The following is a 20,160-nucleotide window of genomic DNA, read 5'->3' as shown; positions in this document are numbered from 1 at the left end:
CAAGCCCGACAACACAAATAGTCCAGATTGAGGAGACTTCCGTGCCGAACCGACGCCGATGCAAGCTTTCGACAGCCATAAGCACGGTCGCCACCCTAGCAATCGCCAGTCCATGCGCATATTTCCTTGTTTACGAACCGACCGCGAGCGCCAAACCCGCGGCCAAACACTATGAATTCAAACAAGCAGCATCGATAGCCGACCTGCCCGGAGAAGTGCTGGACGCGATCTCGCAGGGACTGTCGCAGTTCGGCATCAACCTACCGCCGGTGCCTTCGCTAACTGGCACCGATGATCCAGGTAATGGCCTGAGAACTCCCGGTTTGACCAGCCCCGATCTGACAAATCAGGAGCTAGGGACACCTGTGCTCACCGCGCCGGGCACGGGACTGACACCACCTGTGACAGGCAGCCCGATATGTACCGCACCGGACCTGAACCTGGGTGGCACCTGCCCCAGCGAGGTACCGATCACCACACCAATTTCATTGGACCCGGGCACCGACGGCACCTATCCGATCCTCGGCGATCCCTCCACGTTGGGCGGTACATCACCGATCAGTACCAGCAGCGGTGAGCTTGTAAATGACCTGCTAAAAGTTGCGAACCAGTTGGGCGCCAGCCAGGTCATGGACCTAATCAAGGGTGTGGTGATGCCAGCGGTCATGCAGGGCGTCCAGAACGGCAACGTAGCCGGTGACTTGTCGGGCTCAGTAACGCCGGCCGCGATATCACTGATTCCTGTCACGTAGCAGTCGAAGAACCTGTCACCTGACGGCACCGCAGGGTCGGACTTGGCCCAACGACCAAAAAACCGCCCAGGAACTAACCTTACTATGGGGCTACGGGGCCAACAACAAGCAGGCTTTGAGCGAGATTCCGTACGCATACACCGTATAGTCTCATAAATAATAATTATGAAGGACACGTAATATCGGGACTAGTGTCACCCCACAGCCTAACGATGTTGCTCACCGCTATCGTGGAAACGTGGTCACCGTATAGTGGTGCGCGGATCCGGCACGCGAAGGGGCTCTCGGTCCAACCAGTTCGAAACACCGCCCCGGCGTGCGCCCAAAACGCCCTGGTGGTTCTTGGGAGGCCCTGGTGCCAAGCCGAATATGAGATCAGATCACGGCCGTCTACCCCAGCACCAGGTGCAAAGTCCGGTCGACAGAAACAAAAGACCGCGCAGCACAGATCCAGTGTTCATCGGAGTACCACCAGAACTATGCAAATCGCAGTCACCGGTCCCACCTATGCGGTCCAGTGACCCGGACACTCAGCGCTGCGCCGAAAAACCAGATAAGCCCGATAAACACCGCTTGAGCTACAAGCCGACCACAAAGGAATTGACTTCGGACTTCGGACCCAACCACCCAGGAAACAGTCACCTGGAAGCTGGCCAGACGCGCAGAATGGGGCAGCCGACAAGTTGCTGCGATGCGGTACTCGCAGCACGACTACGGGGTTGGTGCCGCGGTCTTGCACCAAACCCCGGCTAGCCATGACATTCGGTGGTGGAAATGACCCGGGATCGGCAAGGCGATCTACACTTACCACAGCAAAACGCTGGGATGGTGCAACATCGCTCATAACGCGCTAGTCGACAAATAACGGCCAAGTGTTCGAGGACATAGCCGGGTAAGCTCACTAAGCAGGCAAAGAACTTCCACACTGGCGGGTGCAATCACAGCACCTGCGGGGTCGCCATGATCGGCGACTTTGACGACATGGCGCCAACGCCGATCCAAATCCGAACCGTAGGCCGACTGCCCAGCTGGAGCCTAAGCCTGGGACGGATCGATCCAATGGCACGGTCGCACTGGAATCAACGGGGAACCGCTACACCACCTTTCCGGCTGACGCCACCGCGACCTTGCTCTCCATCTTCACCCATCGCGACGCCGGCAACATCGATTAACCGGACAATACAGACCACGCACTTATAGATGAAATCCAGGACAGAATTCAACGACCCGCCGGATAATAAGCTGATCAAAGGGCTAGATAGCGATGCGATCTACAATTCCTGGGCCTCGCCGAGTTACGAACATGGCCAGGTCGAGTTGCCGACTAGCGCGAAAATACAAGAGCCGCTGGAGATCACAGCAAAACTTACAGCACGGAACGTCAAACTTCGACCCGCCACCGGACACAAGTCCACAGGATCTCGACGCCGGCAACACAAACCCCCAGAGGACCGACAGTACCGCCCGAACATTTCTCGCTGACAGCCCATCCAGCGGCTTGCCGATGGTGGTGTTAGCTTTTTCCGACCGAGGTTGGAGTGAGCGGACGTATTTAGTAAGCTCACGCAAGTCGTCAATAGCTTTCCTGCAAATCACCAGCAGGCCGGTAGGATCCCTTGAACGCATTAGGTTAGGCAGTGGAGTCAGGCTGCAACAACATCAAATACCTTAAACGCGCCAAAACCCGCCACCCCGACACCGGAGCCATCAGCACCCCATTGCGACGGCGCCGCTTGGCTTCCGCATCGAGCCGCACCTGCTCGGCCTGCCGCTGCGGTTCTGCGAACTCTTCCCCAGCATTCATCTGCCGCCAACCCGGCCAATGCTAATGGTGGTTTTTAGCCTTGACCCGCTTGCCCGGCAGGTCTTGTTCTGATCCCACTGGCGGTCCACCGGGACGTTAAGGCAGCATGCCAGAACACAGACAGTCTCCCACAACCGAGGCTGCGTATGACTTCTAGATCCACTGGCAAGTGGGTTAGCTCCACCAGCGTTCCAACACCCGGGCAACACCGTCATCGGTATTGGGGGCGGTGATCTCGTCAGCGGCGGCCAGCACGGCGGGATGCGCATTACCCATCGCCACGCCGTGACCCGCCCGTAGCAGCATCGGAACGTCGTTGGGCATGTCGCCGAAAGCCGCCGCGTTGCCATCCGCGATCCCTAGCGGCCGTCCAACCTCTTCGACGCCGGTGGCCTTGCTGATTCCCAGCGGCAGGATCTCCACTAGACCGTTGTTGGTGGAGTAGGTTATGTCGCCCGCAATCCCGACATGCTTGGCTAGTTCGGCAGCCATATCCGCACTGCGGGCACCGGACTTGCGGATCAGGAGCTTGATAGCCGGAACGCTAAGCAGATCTTCGATCGACACCTCAGTGTTGTCCGGGTGGAGCCACGCATGCTCGTAACCCACCGAGCTGACGAACTGTGGGGTAGCGCTGTCATGGGCGCGATCACCGACACGCTCGACAGCCAGACCCGCGCCAGGGATGACGCGCGTTGCGATCTCGACCAACTCGCCTAGGATGTCAACGGCCAGCGTGCGCGCCGATACCACCCGATCGGTCGCAGGATCGTATATCACGGCACCGTTGGCACACACCGCCATCGGCGGGAAACCAAGTGCGTCGACGACCGGCCGCACCCAACGCGGCGGGCGGCCCGTGGCCAAGACGAAATACGCTCCGCCGGCCACGGCGGAGCGTACAGCGGCGCGGGTACGCGCGGTTACAGTCTCGTTCTCATCGAGCAACGTGCCGTCAACGTCACAGGCTATAAGCGTTGGCTGGGTCGGCGTTGGAGCCGGCCTAGTCGTATCGGTCACTGAGACAAACCGCCCCGCAGCCAGTTAGGGGTGATCAGCGTGAGCCACTTTGGCTATGGCCCAGTGGCGTCACACCGTCGGTCCCGGCTTTGGGAGCCTCCACTATCATCCGGGCCACTCCGGTTTTGAATTCCCTGAGTTCTAAACTGCCGGTGATGGTGGTCTCCGGAGAGACGCCGACCAGCTCCCTCGCGCATAGCCGCTGCACGGCCACGGCAAAGGCACCCGCCCCGGCATCCCGGTCCAGGGGGATGGTGCCGGCGAACTTGATCAAGAAATTAACCACCTTCACCCGTCGCATCTCGGCCTTGATCATGAATCGAAACCGCCAACGCGAAATCGCTAGCGCGGCTGGCAGCCAGTCGACATAGCTGGTGTGGTTCACGGCACCACCGTGGTCGGGGATATTCTCCTCGCTCACGCAGGTGGTCTGGCTTCCGCTGGCCAGGACAACCAGCTGAGCCAGGAACTCTGACGTGTCGTAAAGCCGGTATCGCCATCGATAACTACTCCGCTACTTTGGCACGCTGGGCGCGCCGCGCCGCCCTCTCGGTTGCCTCCTCAGCGTCGAGGCGAGCCGCCTTGATTAGCGAAGGGGCACCCCCGCCCAGCCGATGCGGCACCCAAAACTCCCCAGCCGGGTGCGGTCCGTACAGCTCTTGTGCTCGTTCCAGCAGATGTTGCATCCGAAAGTGCAACAAGGCCTTTAATTGTGCTACACCCAACGTTGGTTCAATCGGTTCGCCGACGAGCACCAAAATCGGCACCTTCGGGCGAAGGAGCTTCTTGGGGCAGTCCTTGGTCCAGATCCGCTGTGAACCCCAGACGATGTGCGGAATTATCGGCACCCTAGCCTCCGCCGACATCCGCGCTGCGCCCCCTTTGCATTCCTTTATCTCAAAGCTTCGGCTGATCGTCGCCTCGGGGTAGACGCCGACGAGTTCACCATCTTTGAGATTCCTAACGGCGGCTTCGTAAGACGCGGCACCCTCTTGCCGGTCCACCGGTATGTGTCGCAGGCGGCGCATAATCGGTCCGGTAATTTTGCCATCGAATACCTCTTGCTTGGCCATGAACCGCACCTTGCGCCCTAGGCCCTGCTGGTAAGCGGGTAAACCCGCAAAAGTGAAGTCGAGGTAGCTGGTGTGGTTGATGGCGATGACGGCCCCGCCGCTGGCCGGCAAGTTTTCTATACCCCGAACACTGACCTTCAGACCCTGAATCAGCCAGAGCAGGCGAGCAAACTGAATTACAGTCCCGTATAGTGGTTCCACAGCCAATTAGCTTAGTGCTCCTGACGGCGCTTCGTCGAAACGGTCAACAAAGAGAGTAATGCTATACATTACCCGATGCCTCCACCACAGTTACCTGCCGTTATTAGCCAATTTGTCGCCGACAGAGCAATGCATGCAGCCTAGATCAACGAGCTAAGCGTGTCACCTTTCGGGTAGACTTGAACAAGTTCTGGCAACAAGTTTATCGAGATGGTGAAGGCAAGACGGTTGTGCTCAAGCCCAAGGTGTCGCGACGGGACGGCGTACTTCATTTATGATTTGTGGTACCCGCGGGTGGCTGGGTGTGGGTCTAGAGACACGATTCCAGGCGGCCAATTGAGAATGGTTTCGTGTGCTCTCGCGCTGCCTAGCCGGTCGGCGGTACACCCAAGCTGGGTCGCGGACCCGGATGTGGGGGTACGAGCGATTTGGCACGAGGCTGGAGTAGATTGCACGACCAGCTAGCCGGTGTGATCATGCCCGTTTGACTGGTCAGTAACTGTCCGGCTGGCCACGCTAACGCTGGCACAACAAACACGTCTGGCCAAACCACATCTGGTGGAGCAGCTGGTGGTCTATTATGGCTATGCTTGCGCAGCCAACACCGTAATCGACGATGACCGTTGCTGAGGATACATCGATTCGGCGGTCTCGGTGTGTCCGACCGAGCGGTAGCGACGCTGTCGTTGGGCACAAATTACCCCGGTCGGGTGTGGTACGCAGAGCTTTCCGCTGCCTACGGCATCGAGCCAGACTCGTCGCGCATTGATTACTACCGGCATTCTGCGGCGGCCGAAGTTTGACACTTCGGTCTAAGCTCAAGGTGGCACGTACCCGCCAATCGCAGCGGCGAAACGGGCATAAAGAAGGCAACCGGAAGGTAGTTGTGTAGAGCACAGACGCAAGCCGCGCCAATTTTTTGATCGAGACCTACGCGAGCAGTATTCTGTATGATAATTAGTTCAATCCGGCCTACTTCGCCTCCTGGTCCCCTTTCCCGACAATAAAATAATTAGGGCTCTAGATTAGGACACCACTAAGATGACTTGCGATGTATTTGTACGTCTGGCATTTACACAAGGATCACTTCAACGCCAAGCACCTGCACGACCATGTTAATAAGGTTACGTCGGAGCTATGTACACTAACCCTTGCAGCACAACATCCCAGATCGTGGTGAACAATCTGCGGAATGAACTGCAGAATTTAGGATTTCACCGATTTTCCGAGGCCACCAACTCGGTCAAGCACCGCCTGACCGAAACCAAAGGCAAGCTCAACGTCACGAGCATAGCCTGCGGACCCCAACGTCAGCCCGATCAGCTACTCGACGGCAGCAGTTTCTGACTACACAGCAAAGGTTTTCAACATAAACTACGCTCGCCCTGTCAACTTGAAATCATTGACATCTTAGTTCTTCCACGTTTGTATACATCTACTGCAATACTTTCGGAGCGACATGGTATCTAATTTCTACGACATGCCTGCGGGTGCCAAGGGTATATTAGCTACCCAGAAACGCCAACGTCATATGGACAGTGCGCATCTATACATCACTCAGATGAGGACCACCTGTATAGTGCCGCAGTCATTTTCGTACCACGATTTGCTGCGCTACCTCAACATGGTGTTCCTGGATCAGATACACAGGAACGGGCGCTGACGTGACTTGCTGATTTTATCGAGTCGATCCTCTGGTGCGATGGCAGGATACTGAATTCACTGAACCATTTACTCCAGGTCGAGAAAATTGTGGCTATCTTCAACACCAAACAGTCCGCCTACATCACCGACTATGCCGAACAGATGGCTTCCGTACTTAATGCGAAGCAGGCAAATTGGGAGATCGCAGAAAGTGATCTTCTGCTAGAGAGGTGGCGCGTGTTGTTCGAACCGATCATGTTGCAAAGCAACGTTATCAGCGACAGAACCGGATATCTTGTCGAATTGATTATCGTGCTTGAAACTGTAGTTTTGGACTTTCCGAAACATGCTCAAGCGCTAGCAGATTTCTAATTATGAAACTATTCTACGGATTCGTAGATAGTGCCGGAGTTGTTACTTACCAGTAGTGCTTAATCACGAACCGGACTGGATCAACACCATCTTCTTGTCCACGTGCCTTAAGGCTTGGCGGACCGGTGGCTACAACGAATATCTGTACACGTTCTTCAACATGTCTGACTGGACGAGAACATTGCTTAAGACGATAGCTGGTTAGCCTAGACAACATTAGGATTGCGCATCGATCACTCTGTACTGCAAGGAGATTCAGCGGATCTTCCCCCATGTCAAAACCGATCTATTGAAGTTCGGCGGCAGACCGCACGGTAAACATACCGACCTGTAATCTGTATAGGTAACAATGGCGATTGGATGACGGCCGTTTTCTCACCTCACGGTGCCACCAGTTGCGGAGTTTCTGAAAATTACTTCAATTCTGCAGGAATCTTAGGACTAAGGCTTTGTCCAGCTGGATCACGTGGTAATCACGTTGCACCGCTATCACTTTCCTTCTGGCACGTCGAAGGTAATTGCGCTGAAAGCGATGCTGGTATGAAAGCCGAAGCGTTAATCCTATTCTTTCAGTGGTTACGCATTTGGGGAACCCTCGATTTCCACCGCTAGCTAAAACTTGACTCATACCTGCTATTCAGGTCGATCTTGATTACCTTGGACGGGCCCAAGCTCCGGCTGAGCCCGGCGTTTACTCCACGAACTAGGTCCGACGAGTTCCTCGCACTGGAAGATGAACTGCTGAGTCAACACGGTTAACTGCACAGGCCCTCCAGCTCTGCACAACCGGAATTGTAACCGGGAATGCATGTGATCCCTAGTCCACCATGGCATGGCCACACTACCCATGATCTCGCTTCTTGTCCACACAGTCCGTAACCTATCCGCTATCGGCTAGATAACCACGTCAAAACCACAGTTTTATACCAAACTTACTGGAAAGCCGTCTTTTTCTCCACAAAGTGCGGGCACTTCATAGTTGGTATAGCGGCTACCATACTAAGATGATATTTCAATACACGCTGTGTGCACGATGGGGCCGGGCAGGGTAACCTGGTCCAGGGACCGGAAAGCTATCCGCATTTCCTGCGGATGCAGATCACCAACCCAACCGCTGTTTCGGGCAACTGTGACTACTTCGTTACGAATATGATTCTGCTGCCAGTGTTTATAGCTACCGGAGCGGGATGCGGTGTCCGTGGCTGTTTTTTGCTTCTAGCTTTTCTTTCCCGCTTGCCTACTACTTCGCCACGATCGGACGACAGCGCCGGAATGCACAATCCGCCACGGCGCTTACAACCGTGGGCGGCCAGACTTAGCCCAGCTGAATGCGAGATAACAGGAATGATACCATAGTTTTCTGCATGTTGCACTAACGCAGACATGGAGTTGGTCTTTGGAGAAACTGCCGTTGCAGTGGATGAGCTGGCCGTTAACCTACTGCCAGTAGTCGGACAGCAGAAAGCGCACACCAAGTTGGAAGTCTTTTAGGGTTTCCTAAACATCCGGGCGGTTGCATAGAGGTTAATCGCGTCTGGAGGTCGGGGTGTCATCCAGCCAATGTCGCCCGGGCCCGAATTGATCACGTTGGCGAGCACGGCTTGAACACCCTAGTGCGTAGGCAGCAGCAAGCACAATTCGATCTATTACGGCTTTCGTAGCCCCGTAGGGTAGGTTATTCATTGTGTGATCACTGGTGAGCGCCACCACGCTTCTACCTGTTGCCGGCCAACGCTTAGCAAGCACTTTGATCAACAGCCAAGTAGCTCGCATATTCACCGTATAGTGGCGATCCAAACTTTTGACGGTAACGGTTAGGCCTGAGTGGAGGTCAACGTTTTCGTGGCGTGCGAATACCGACACACCGATAGTACCGGACCTTCGCTATGGCCTGTATATCTGCGCAAAGCAATCGTTCCGATTCGTTCTGATCCGAGGAAATCTACCGGTCACAGTTCGATCCGAACCCTACTCTCCGGCCGTTCGTCGGCAAAACGCTGCAGATCATCAGCAAAACCCACAAGCCCGACGCGATCAACATACTGGCCGGCCAACACAACCAATTCTTCCCGGCGCCGACACCCAATACCCGTGATTACGGCCATTTCGGCATAAACCATATTTTTGCCGGAGTGTCAAGATCGAAAGACAACGACCACAAGCCACAATGACACGAGACCTCCGATGAAACATCACTTCCCCACTACTTGGTCGCGATGTCTCAAATTTTGTCACATATCGTGCGTCTCAAATCCTCGCTGTCGATGGACAGTAAGACAATGACCGCTACAGCAGCAATACGCGACTACACCCGCGCTAGCGACGTGTTGATACACACTGGGACCGGTCGGCTCGGTGCGTCGATCATTGAAGTCACCCGCACTATCGCCTTAATCCTGTTGCTTTCCTTACGGTAAGGCATAAACACAGGCACACCAACCGATCGCGGTATACCGGCTTCTGTGGTTGGAATTTGGTGACGCAACAGCGTATCGCTACCTATCCGCAGAAAAACATGCCAACTGAAGTGCCCATAGCGTTGGTGACGACAGAACCCATAACCGGTTACAGCAAGCGATGACTGCCCTGGTAATAGCGATACCGGAACTTGCCTATCAGACCGTGCGGTCCGCGTTTCACCCCCCGATGAAATGGGGGCCTCGGTGTACGGGTGCTCCGCTCGCTCATGACGTCGGGCTTATTAGCGTTAATCTATACCTAATCGCTCTCTGGAGTCTACGCGGACCAACGCAATTAGGTCTACGCAGTCGTACCTTAGCCACCCCCGATGCACGCCCTACTGCTATTCACACTGGTTGTTCCTTCTCACCACCGCAGCCGGTGTTGACGTGCATCGCGGGTACCGAACTGTACACCGAAGTGGTTAGGCCCAGCTCCCTCGGATCTACAACCCAATTCCTACTGCCTGGTACTTCGCGGGGAACCACGTCAGACCCGAATACGTCCGCACTTCCCACCAAGGACGGCAGCCGGGTCAGTGGAGATGGTGGTTAAATTCATTATAAACCAATCTTTCCGCAACCGAGGTATGTTCGTCGAGGTGGTGGGGCGGCTAAGCGCAGAAGGTGAATTCGTGTAAAAAATTCAAGCAAGAACTGGCTTATGGATTTAAGTGCAACGACGCCACAATCATTGAGCTCCTCCAACCAGAGCCCATAGTAACGACCAGGCAGCGGATACTGGAGAAGCAACATGAAGGAGACGAAAACACAGTGAGCGAATCGCGCAGTACCACACCACAAACTGACGTCTGGATCCCGCGACGGTGGTTACCACCCAGGCAGGAACACGGCGAGTAATCGGCCGCAGCGCACGTCGGATCCAGGCCCTACCTCCGTCAGGTCGAGCCAGCGTAACCAAAGCAACAGGACACAATGCCAACCACAGAAACTACTGAGGTTTCCTGCGGCGCACTCGGAAGGAGGAGCGGACAGTCACCTTCTCCGCATCGACTCTCACCGACCCCGGATAGGGCGTTACCAAGAATGGTGATTAAGCGAGAGCGCCTATATATGACTATAATGATTTGTGCCGGCGACAAGCTGAGTAATCACTGAGACATCAACAACACCCCGTGGGATTTCACCGCACGTAACGCTCGCATGTTTCTTGAAGACAGGCAGCCCTTCGTTCATCACACCTTCAGCGGGGCGACTCTAGCAACTCTGTGCCGACGAAAGGTACCAAAGCCGGCGGCACCCGCACGCTGCCGTCGGGCCGCTGGTGGTTTTCCAAGATCGCGACCAGCCACCGGGTGGTACCCAGCGTGCCGTTTAGTGTGGCAACGATCTGTGGCTTGCCACTGGCATCTCGGTAGCGGGTAGCTAGCCGGCGCGCCTGGAAGGTGGTGCAGTTTGACGTCGAGGTCAGCTCGCAGTAGCTGCCCTGGGTCGGTACCCACGCCTCGCAATCGAACTTGCGGGCCGCCGACGAACCGAGATCGCCCGCAGCCACGTCGATTACCCGATATGGCACCTCTATGCGCGCCAACATCTCGCGCTGCCAACCCAGCAGCCGTTGGTGTTCAACCTCGGCGTCGGTGGGTGCACAGTAGACAAACCCCTCCACCTTGTCGAACTGGTGCACCCGGATGATGCCACGAGTGTCCTTGCCGTGGCTGCCGGCCTCGCGCCTGAAACACGACGACCAACCCGCGTACCGTAGCGGGCCAACGGATAGATCGAGGATTTCGTCGGAGTGATAGCCGGCCATTGGCACTTCAGAGGTGCCCACCAGATACAGATCGTCTACCCTATACACCTCCTCGGCATGAGCGCCCAAAAATCCGGTACCAGACATCACCTCCGGGCGCACCAGCACGGGCGGGATCATTGGGATAAAGTCGTTCTCGACAGCAAGCCGCAACGCAAGCTGCAACAGGCCTAGTTGTAACAGCGCACCCCGACCGGTGAGGAAGTAGAACCGCGAGCCGGACACTTTGGCACCACGCTGCATGTCGATCAAGCCCAGTGCTTCGCCGAGTTCCAGGTGGTCCTTTGGATTGCTCAAAGGCGGTGGATCGCCAACAATATCCAGTACCGCGTAGTCGTCCTTTCCGCCGGTCGGCACTCCATCCAGAACGACGTTGGAAATTGCCATGTACGCTGCAGCGAATGCCGCCGCAGTCTCAGCCTGGGTGGTTTCAGCGGCTTTCACCTGCTCGGCGAGGTCCTTTGCGCGCTCCAATAACGCCGGACGGTCCTCGGCAGATGCCGCGCCCAAGCTTTTGCTGGTGGCCTTCTGTTCAGCACGCAGCGAGTCTGCAGCCGAAATTGCGGCCCGACGAGCAGTGTCGGCTGTCAGTAGGGCATCCACCAAGGCCGGGTCTTCGCCACGGCTAAGTTGGGAACGGCGGACCACGTCGGGGTCTTCCCGGAGCAATTGCAGGTCAATCACGGCTTGAAGACTACTTTTGACGCTACGCACACGTGCCGAAGCACCCGCACGAACAGGTCGACGGTGGCACATCTGCAACGTTTGTCACAAGAACTTTGTTGAGCCTGTCAGGATGGATGAGATGTTGGACGCGCCCGAAGAGGAACCCGCACTCGCCGATGACTTGACCGGCGAGGACGAACAACCACCTGTCGAGTTCCAATGGCCGAGTACTTTGCAGGCCAGAGCGACCCGACGAGGGCTGCTACTCACAGCCCTTGGCGGCCTACTAATCGGTGGACTGGTCACCGCGATTCCCACCGTTGGGACCGGATCTGGACTGCTAGCCACCTATATCGACAGCAATCCGGTGCCCAGCACCGGCGCCAAGAGTAACGTCGCGTTCAACCGCGCCACCAACGGCGATTGCCTGATGTGGCCGGATAGCACACCGCACACCGCGGTGATCGTCAACTGCGCTGACGATCACCGGTTTGAAGTCGCCGAATCCATCGACATGCGGACTTTCCCTGGTTCAGAGTACGGGCCCAACGCCGCTCCACCGTCGCCGGCTCGCATTCAACAGATCAGTGAGGAACAGTGCGAGACAGCCGTTCGTCGCTACCTCGGCACCAAGTTCGATCCCAACAGCAAATACACCATAAGCATGCTGTGGTCCGGTGACCGAGCATGGCGCCAGAGCGGTGAGCGCCGCATGCTGTGCGGCCTGCAGCTACCCGGCGTGAACAACCAGCAAGTCGCCTTCAAGGGCAAAGTTGCCAATATCGACCAATCCAAGGTCTGGCCTGCCGGCACCTGCTTAAGCATCGACCTCACGACCAACCAACCGATCGATATCCCCGTTGACTGCGTGGCGCCGCACGCAATGGAGGTCACCGGTACGGTCAATCTGGCCGATAAGTTCCCGAATGCCCTTCCGGCTGCATCCGAACAGGATACCTTCATCAAGGATGCGTGCACCCGGCTAACCGATATCTATCTGGCGGCGATCGAGCTGCGCACCACCACCCTGACGCTGATCTACCCCACCCTGTCTCTGTCCAGTTGGGCAGCAGGCAGCCGTAAAGTCGCGTGTAGCATAGGCGCTACGATGGGTAACGGTGGCTGGGCCACGCTGGTGAACAGCGCTAAGGGTCCCCTGCTGATAAACAATCAGCCGCCGACACCGCCGCCCGACATCCCTGAAGAGAGACTCGGCATGCCACCGATACCCCTTCACCACCTTCAGGTGCCAAACAGCCAGTCTAACGTCCCAGTAAACCCGATCCCGCCTGGCAATCAGCAGCACCGCAAGCAACAGCCGATTGTGACGGTTCCGCAGTCACCTGCGTCGACGGCTCCCGCAGCCTCAGTGTCGCCTGCGAAGCACCTGCCGAAAGCCCGCCACACCCGGCAGATGTCGAAGCGCCGAGGGCGTCCGATCAGCCCCCATCCCTGGGCAGGCCGAGCCAGCCCCGGGGGGTTAGCCGAGTGACTGTGCGGATGGACCCGCAGCGGTTTGACGAGCTGGTCTCCGAATTCATTGGACCTGTTTCCGACCAAGTTGATAGTCGCGATGACCAACGTTGCTGTGCTAGTTGCCAAATCACCATCCGCAGGACGCCGACCTGCTCGGACTGTAAGAAGGAGTGGTATTGACCGAGCGGGACTCCGACGAAGAAATCGTCGACCAGGTAACGATCACAATGACCCACGAAATCGCACACCACTTCGGCATCGATGATGATCAACTATACCAACTGGGCTGGGCCTGATCACGCTCCTTCGCATGAGCGCGGCGTCCCTTAGTTGTTTCAGCCTGGTGCTATGAACTGCTTATGATCGACGACTGCCGCGACTGCCAAGTAAGCTTGAATACAATGCCGGGGCACCATCATGAGTCACTCAATCGGCGGGTGGCTGAGCCAGACCAGCATACACTGAGGCGGACCGCGTCAGCCCTGAGAGGTTCCCCCACACAGCTTCGTCGTCGACAGCTATGCGGTCTGGCTGTGGGTGCGCTGAATTGGTCGCACTCGCGGTGTGAGCAGATCCGATTAGCCCAGTGAGTCCCTGCCCGACATCACAACGTCGGTAACCAAGGTGGAATCAGGTCGGTGCAGATGAGGGTAGAAGGGAGGCGTCAAGGCTCCCCACCTCACGCAGCTCCATCGACCGTCGGTGACGGGTACCAGCACCACCGACTCAGCATTATTCACACGGTTTTCCAGCGCAAATCTGCCGTCCACCTCGGCTAGCACCGCAGAGACAAGCCGGATCGCTGCGCCATGGCTTACGACGACAACGTCTCCGGTCCAGTCACCGTCGTCGAGGTAGCGCATGCGTAGGTCGACAAGTACCGGAAGATAGCGATCCAATACGTCGTTGGCGGTCTCGCCGCCAGGCAATGGCACATCGAGCTCACCATGATGCCAACGGTCGTAAATGGCATTAAATTCGGCAATCGCGTCGTCATCGTTACGGTTTTCGAGCTCACCGACCTGGACTTCGTGAATGCCAGCAATCTCGCGGATTGGCACATCAAATTCGGCACCGAGCACTGCGGCCGTCTCCAAAGCCCGGATGGCCACCGAATGCACGAGCAGTACCGGCCGCCCAGCTGCCTGGGCGAACACCCGGGCTTGATCACGACCGAACGGCGTCAGCGACGCTCCCGGTGGCCGAGTGTCTAACCTGCCCTCGACATTGCCGTATGACTGGCCATGCCGCAGCAGCACCAAACGACTGCTCATAGCTTGCCGCCCCCTGGTTCAGAGGCCTGATCGGGTTTGCCTGCCCGCAGCCTGGCCAACCAGCGCGAAGCTTCGTCCGGCGGCGGCGGTGACACCGTTGGACCAGTAGCCAGGCCCGCCGGCCAGGAACCGAGATAACACACGTCCGCACAACGACGATGTAACGCCTTCAGTGCCTCGGCGACAACACCATCATCGATGTGTCCTACGCAGTCCACGAAGAACAAGTAGGTGCCAAGTTCGGTGCGGGTCGGCCGGGATTCAATTCGGGTGAGGTCAATGCCGCGGATGCCGAATTCAGCCAGCGCGGCCACCAACATGCCAGGCGCGTTGTCGATGCGAAGCACCGCCGAAGTACGATCGGTTCCGGTGCGGGCCGGAGGCGGCCCCGGCATCCCAACCAGAACGAAACGAGTCCGGGCGTTGGGTTCGTCGACGATGCCGGCGGCGAGCGCTATCAACCCCCAGCGGGTGGCGGCCAGCGGCGACGTAACTGCTGCATCCACCTGTCCGTAGGCAACCTGCCGAGCCGCGTCGGCGTTGGAATACGCCGGCCGCAGTTCAGCGCCAGCCAGATGGGCAGCAAGCCATTGCCGCACCTGCGCCGCCGCCACTGGGAAGGCCGCCAACGTGCGTATGTCGGCGGCGGTGATGCCGGGTTTGACAACGATGTTGAACTCCACATCTAGCGTTGTCTCAGCGAACACTTGCAGGGGCGAACCGATGGCTAAGTTGTCCAACGTGGGAGCCACCGACCCGTCGATGGAGTTCTCGATAGGCACGCACGCATAATCCGCAGCACCGCCACGAACAGCGTCGAGCGCGGCGGGCGTGCTCTCGGTCGGCCACCGCCGTAAGCCGTCCGGCCCGGTATCGGGAACCAGTCCGGCGGCCGTCATCCTGAGCAGCGCTGCCTCGGTGAAGGTTCCTTCAGGACCAAGGTAAGCGATGCGGGCCACACTCACAACCCTAGTGGCACCGAATCGACCAGCTACTCTCACTTAATACGCGCGACGGCAAGATGTAGATGCGTTCGCTGAGCACACCAGCATGTCCCGTCTACCGCCTTGAACAGGATATTCGACTTGATCACCGCCAAGAATGCGAATCCAGCGTTACTGCAAGTTGACACTCCGATATCCGATCGTGACGATGGGTAGGACGCTCGATACACGCTGATGCAGCTAGAGATCGCGGCCATGGTGGTCACCAACGCCACCGACGCCAAGCCCGTTAGTGTCGAGGCCCTCCTGCCTGCATGAGCGCGACCGATCCGTTTTGCGAAATCGAATCATCCTTACTCTGGCACCTGGCAACCGCTCACAACGACGTGGCCGCACGACTGATAGACCAAGCTTATGGCCTTGCTGCGACGCAGCCAGCTGTGCCCACTGGTCCCTGGGCCGTTACGGCATGCGATTCCGCGTATAAGGTAACGACGGTGGGCCACGAGATCCGGCTGCCTTTCCATAAGCCAGTCGACGACATGACGGGGCTGAACCAGGCCATCCGGGTGCTACTGGGTTGCCCGTCTCATAACGGGCTACAGAGCCAACAGTAACCTGGCGCTCGACCAAATTTGTAAGCCGCTTGGCCGAATGGTAAGTCCAAAACCACGTAAATTATCCAGATGAACGGCAACCGATCACCAGATCTTCGACGGCATCGAAGACCGATCCCGTCGCCGGAAGCCTGACCGGAGCCCTCACAGTTAAATCGCCGCGAAACCGGTTCACCGGCGGGACCAAGCCGCTGCGCCAGCCCCGCCAACCGTCGAGTCGATCAGAGCTGGCGACACACCCGGCCACGGCTGTCCTCCCCGAAAACATGCCGCATACGCCGCTGGGGCCGGCTCCTCACGCTCATGCCGCTGATCGGTCCGTTGTTCGTCTCGGGCGGCGTTGTCGCCGGAGCTCTTGGGTTTGATACGTCACTGCACCGTGAGCCGACACTGGCAGATTACCCCAACCAGGCAGTCGCCGGCCGCAGAACCAACTAGCTGCTCGTCGGTTCGGATAGCCGCCAAGGCCTGACCGCCGAGCAACAGCAAGATCTGACCACCGACGGCGACATTGGCAGCGACCGCACCTACACGATTCTGTTAGTACACGTGCGGGGGCTAAGCTCGAGCAAGCGAGTGACGATGGTGTCGATACCGCGCGACTCGTATGTGTCGATCCCAGGTCACGGTTACGACAAAATCAACGCCGCATTTGCGCTAGGCGGCGGACTTCTCCTCACTCAAACGCTGGAGCAGGCCATCGGTCTCGACCTGCCAGCTGGCTGCCAGCAGTTGGACGGCCGTCATGCGCTAGGCTTCGTAAGAACTCGGCCTACACCGCGGGCAGACCTGGCCCGGATGGTCAACCAACAAGTTCATGTCAGCGCTGCTGTACCGTGCCACCAGACCGGTGGTGTGGCTCAACCCGTGGCACTGGTACTCAGTGCCACAAGTTGCTGCCAACGCGCTCACCTTGGACCAGAGCGATCACATGTGGGATCTGGCCCAACTCTGCTGGGCACTGCGCGGATCCTCTACCAGGCTGAGCGTGCCTATTGGTTGAGTTAACCACCAACGAGGCCAGCTCGGTGGTGGTGTGGAACCATGACGCGGCCCGTGAATTGTTCGACGTGCTGGCTTCTGATGCCCCAGTACCAGAGCACGCCATCTACAGGCCCCAGTAGCGGCCGACTACCCACCCCGATTCCGGTCACCACATCAATACCCGGCCCAATAAATTCGCATATTTAAACGTAATATGGGTTTACTTAGAACAAACTTTAATTGGAAACATTGGAGAGAGGTTAATCATGGTTAGGAAAAAATTTCCCAAGTAAGTGACATCTTCTTTGTATGCTATACAATACACGCTTTATCATTTCGTTATAATATACTATTATAGGCAATTTATTAAAATTTATGTGGATTACTTCAAGAACATATTTGTAAAAATTTACCTGAATTTAGCGATATCTGGAGATCGGAGTTCATTTCTATGGCGCCGCATTTCGGCAATTAACGAAACACTTTTACAGCTAAGCGGTCTGGTAACGCAATCACGCGATGACACTGGTGCAGCACCTGCTCAACAGTGTCGTCCACGTCAAGATCCCCGGGGTGGACACGGTGCCACAATCGATTCGACAAACCGTGCGATGTGTTAGCTCAGGCACTAGAGCAAAAACGCGCTGTCACCGAGTAGGTGATCCGGCTCGCTGCCATGGCGCGCGACGAGGCCGACTACCCGAGCAAGCAGTTTATGCAGCGGTTCCTTCAAGAGCAGATCGATAGAGCCCCCCTAATAGACCACCCTGGTACGGATCGCCGATCGCTCTGGGGCCAAATCTGATTCGACTACGAGAACTTCGTTGCCCGCGATGCGGGCTCGGCGCCAGCCGGCTTAGGCGCAACTAACGCCACCGGTGCCCACCCGTCGCCGAACTACTCGGTGCGCCCATTATTCTGCAACCACGCCTTTGTGCGACCTGGGTGGCGGGTGGCAATCCAGGCGACACCGATATCGCGACAGAAATCGATGTCGTCGTAATCATCGACATTCCAACAATACACCGCCCGGCCTTGGGCGCCAGCGCGGTCCACGAGTTTCGGATACTCCTTCAACGCCGGCAGCGAGGGCCCGACGGCAGTAGCCCCGACGGCAGTAGCCGCGCTGCTGGTCAGGTAACGGCCGGCTCTGCCGAGCAGAACCGTAGGTAGCAGTGGTGCGGCTCGCCGAACCCGCCAGACCGCAGCCGCCGAAAACGACATCACGACAGCCCGAGATCGGTCAGCGGATGCAGGCGCGGCGATACCGAAGCGGTGCAGGAGTGCAAGCAACTTGCTTTCCACCAGCGCGCCATAACGGACTGGGTGCTTGGTTTCGACAAAGATCTTCACCGGTCGGTGCCAGTCCAGAACCAATGAAACAAGGGCATCTAGGGTCAGAAGACCGGTATCACCGTGCGTACCATCCGGACGCCAGCTGTTGTGCCACGCACCGTACTCCAGCGCGCGCAACTGGGCTAGCGTCATCGTGCTGACCAAACCGACACCCGTCGAGGTTCGGTCCAGGCGGCGGTCATGCACACAAACCATATGGCCGTCACGAGTCAGCCGCACATCGCACTCTACACCATCGGCGCCCTCTTTGAGCGCGAGCTCATAGGCAGCCAGGGTATGTTCCGGGAGAACAGCCGACGCACCGCGGTGAGCAACTACAAATGGATGCCCGGCGAACACCTCATCGGCCAACATCATGACCACTATGCTGCCGGTTCCTGCCCTTCCAACTCAACTGAGCCTGGGGATGGGTGCACAACAGAGCCACCTAAGTGTACCACCACCCAGCGATGTACGGGACGCTTGATTGATTTGCACTCGAACCCCTCAAAGACCCGGGCAACGGCGGCCACCGCAGCTGCAGCAAACAGATACGCAAACACCATCGCAACTGTGTTATTGGCGATGCCCTGAGCATCTTTAGCCCAGCTTGTAACAACAGCAACGACCGAAATCACGTAGCTGAAAACCCAAACGATCCACCACATGAAGATAGGCTTCTGCAGCTGGGTGTAGTGATTTTCCATCAGTGCCAGTTCGATGACGTACACCGGAGCCCACAGCAGATTGACCAGCGGCAGCAGACACCCCGCCCTCAACTCCCAGCTAGAACGCTGCTCTGGTACGGCATGGTGTGCGTATGCGGCAGCCCGTCGCGCGATCAGCCAACGGCTCAATGCCATAACACACGCCAGCGTCGCGGCGATCGCGGCCAAACTGGCGATCACCCCAAGCCAATCAGCGATGGCCGCCACCCCAAAGTTCAGCAACGTATTCCGGTTGATAACCAGCAGCACATACCGCACGACGTACACCAATGCTGCAAGAGTAAATACCAGCACAGCCACAAACAGGGTGGTGCGCACCTTCGCTGACGACGGCCCCGGTTTCAGGGGTGCTTGTATCCACGTGGAGTCCTGGTCGACGCGGTCCGCAAGGCCCCAACGCGGCATCACGGCGTAACGCGGGGTCGGGACATGGTGCCGCTGCCGACGTCGGTTCGGCGGTGCCGCACCGGGGCGCACCGCTATCCACCGAAAGCCCGGCGGAGTGCGCTGCCACCCGAGAGCCTCCGGCACAATACCCGCCGGGAGACCAACATGCGAACTCCACTGCTTTACAGCCGTAGGCATCTCCGCCTGGGGCGCAATCAGGGCCCCGCGACACCGGAGACACCATTCGCGTCGCCGTTCGCGAACGTTCCATCGAGTGCCGCATTGGGAACACACCTGAATCACCGGACCAGTCTACTGGAAATCGACGCGGGTCAAGCTCGTTAAGTTAAAGAGCAAAAAGATCCAGCCCAGCCCGCGCCGAGTAGGCATAACCGTGACGGCATTGAAATGTGCTTCCGGTAATGCAGCAACACAGCACAGTTGGCCACGGCTAGCCAGATTTTCCGCAGATTATCCACAATAGAAACCGCGCTGGACAGCAGACTAACCGGCATGGGACGTGCACTGCTCGTCCTCGGGCCACGCCAATTAACAGCCCAACCGGTACGCGAGCAAAAGGGCTTGCCGCACTAGCCGCCCACCGACACGGCATCGATTACCCGATGAGGCGCACGCCACATAACTGCCGA

13 protein-coding genes and 5 pseudogenes are annotated in these 20,160 nt (G+C 57.7%); 8 read left to right on the top strand and 10 right to left on the bottom strand.

Annotation, left to right across the window (positions count from 1 at the left end; genetic code table 11):
* The first annotated feature begins 41 nt into the window (after positions 1-41).
* A complete protein-coding gene (locus ML_RS00445) occupies positions 42-752 on the top strand; it encodes a hypothetical protein (protein WP_010907514.1) in 711 nt (236 codons plus the stop codon).
* Positions 753-2,382: 1,630 nt separating this feature from the next.
* Here ML_RS00445 and ML_RS00435 read toward each other — a convergent pair.
* The 4 genes and pseudogenes from ML_RS00435 to ML_RS00420 all read right to left on the bottom strand — a co-directional run bounded on the left by ML_RS00435 (position 2,383) and on the right by ML_RS00420 (position 4,850).
* Positions 2,383-2,556: a hypothetical protein gene (locus ML_RS00435; protein WP_156511854.1), complete on the bottom strand. Its 174-nt coding sequence runs from the start codon at positions 2,554-2,556 to the stop codon at positions 2,383-2,385.
* 174 nt (positions 2,557-2,730) lie between these two features.
* Complete coding sequence (locus ML_RS00430) at positions 2,731-3,576, bottom strand: Cof-type HAD-IIB family hydrolase (RefSeq protein WP_010907513.1); 846 nt, start codon at positions 3,574-3,576, stop codon at positions 2,731-2,733.
* A gap of 94 nt (positions 3,577-3,670) precedes the next feature.
* Positions 3,671-4,042: pseudogene (locus tag ML_RS00425) on the bottom strand (lysophospholipid acyltransferase family protein); the annotation flags it as partial.
* Positions 4,043-4,082: 40 nt separating this feature from the next.
* Positions 4,083-4,850: a lysophospholipid acyltransferase family protein gene (locus tag ML_RS00420; protein WP_162618215.1), complete on the bottom strand. Its 768-nt coding sequence runs from the start codon at positions 4,848-4,850 to the stop codon at positions 4,083-4,085.
* Positions 4,851-5,473: 623 nt separating this feature from the next.
* Here ML_RS00420 and ML_RS00415 point away from each other — a divergent pair.
* The 3 genes and pseudogenes from ML_RS00415 (at position 5,474) to ML_RS14615 (ending at position 7,625) form a co-directional block, all read left to right on the top strand.
* On the top strand, positions 5,474-5,653 hold the full coding sequence (locus ML_RS00415; RefSeq protein WP_145985157.1) for a hypothetical protein: 180 nt from the start codon (positions 5,474-5,476) through the stop codon (positions 5,651-5,653).
* 116 nt (positions 5,654-5,769) lie between these two features.
* Positions 5,770-7,210 (top strand): annotated as a pseudogene (locus tag ML_RS18310) ((2Fe-2S)-binding protein); the annotation flags it as partial.
* A 113-nt stretch (positions 7,211-7,323) separates the two neighbouring features.
* A pseudogene (locus tag ML_RS14615) lies at positions 7,324-7,625 on the top strand (hypothetical protein).
* Between the two features lie 1,190 nt (positions 7,626-8,815).
* Here ML_RS14615 and ML_RS00400 read toward each other — a convergent pair.
* On the bottom strand, positions 8,816-8,971 hold the full coding sequence (locus ML_RS00400) for a hypothetical protein (RefSeq protein WP_156511856.1): 156 nt from the start codon (positions 8,969-8,971) through the stop codon (positions 8,816-8,818).
* A 159-nt stretch (positions 8,972-9,130) separates the two neighbouring features.
* Between ML_RS00400 and ML_RS00395 the strand changes: the two genes are divergently transcribed.
* A complete protein-coding gene (locus tag ML_RS00395) occupies positions 9,131-9,283 on the top strand; it encodes a hypothetical protein (RefSeq protein ID WP_156517085.1) in 153 nt (50 codons plus the stop codon).
* Positions 9,284-10,529: 1,246 nt separating this feature from the next.
* Here ML_RS00395 and serS read toward each other — a convergent pair.
* Positions 10,530-11,783, bottom strand: a complete 1,254-nt coding sequence (gene serS, locus ML_RS00390) for a serine--tRNA ligase (protein ID WP_010907511.1) — start codon at positions 11,781-11,783, stop codon at positions 10,530-10,532.
* A gap of 121 nt (positions 11,784-11,904) precedes the next feature.
* Here serS and ML_RS00385 point away from each other — a divergent pair, with 121 nt between their 5' ends.
* Positions 11,905-13,257, top strand: coding sequence for a septum formation family protein (locus ML_RS00385; RefSeq protein ID WP_010907510.1), 1,353 nt, complete (start codon positions 11,905-11,907; stop codon positions 13,255-13,257).
* Positions 13,254-13,537: pseudogene (locus ML_RS00380) on the top strand (metallopeptidase family protein). The gene ML_RS00385 and the pseudogene ML_RS00380 overlap by 4 nt, the downstream one beginning before the upstream one ends.
* 282 nt (positions 13,538-13,819) lie before the next feature.
* Here ML_RS00380 and ML_RS00375 read toward each other — a convergent pair.
* Together ML_RS00375 and pheA are read right to left on the bottom strand one after the other, a co-directional pair.
* A complete protein-coding gene (locus tag ML_RS00375) occupies positions 13,820-14,515 on the bottom strand; it encodes a histidine phosphatase family protein (RefSeq protein WP_010907509.1) in 696 nt (231 codons plus the stop codon).
* Positions 14,512-15,474 (bottom strand): prephenate dehydratase, encoded by a 963-nt coding sequence (gene pheA / locus ML_RS00370; protein WP_049769934.1) that lies wholly within the window; start codon positions 15,472-15,474, stop codon positions 14,512-14,514. The genes ML_RS00375 and pheA overlap by 4 nt, the downstream gene beginning before the upstream one ends.
* A gap of 905 nt (positions 15,475-16,379) precedes the next feature.
* On the opposite strand from pheA, the pseudogene ML_RS17140 reads away from it, so the two are divergent.
* Positions 16,380-17,200 (top strand): annotated as a pseudogene (locus ML_RS17140) (LCP family protein).
* Positions 17,201-17,957: 757 nt separating this feature from the next.
* Here ML_RS17140 and ML_RS00360 read toward each other — a convergent pair.
* Positions 17,958-18,773, bottom strand: coding sequence for a glycerophosphodiester phosphodiesterase (locus tag ML_RS00360; protein WP_010907507.1), 816 nt, complete (start codon positions 18,771-18,773; stop codon positions 17,958-17,960).
* A gap of 5 nt (positions 18,774-18,778) precedes the next feature.
* Positions 18,779-19,813 (bottom strand): DUF4328 domain-containing protein, encoded by a 1,035-nt coding sequence (locus ML_RS00355; RefSeq protein WP_010907506.1) that lies wholly within the window; start codon positions 19,811-19,813, stop codon positions 18,779-18,781.
* Positions 19,814-20,160: the final 347 nt, after the last annotated feature.

Source organism: Mycobacterium leprae TN (assembly GCF_000195855.1).
Classification (GTDB): domain Bacteria; phylum Actinomycetota; class Actinomycetes; order Mycobacteriales; family Mycobacteriaceae; genus Mycobacterium; species Mycobacterium leprae.
This window is presented reverse-complemented; position numbering and strand designations above follow the sequence as displayed.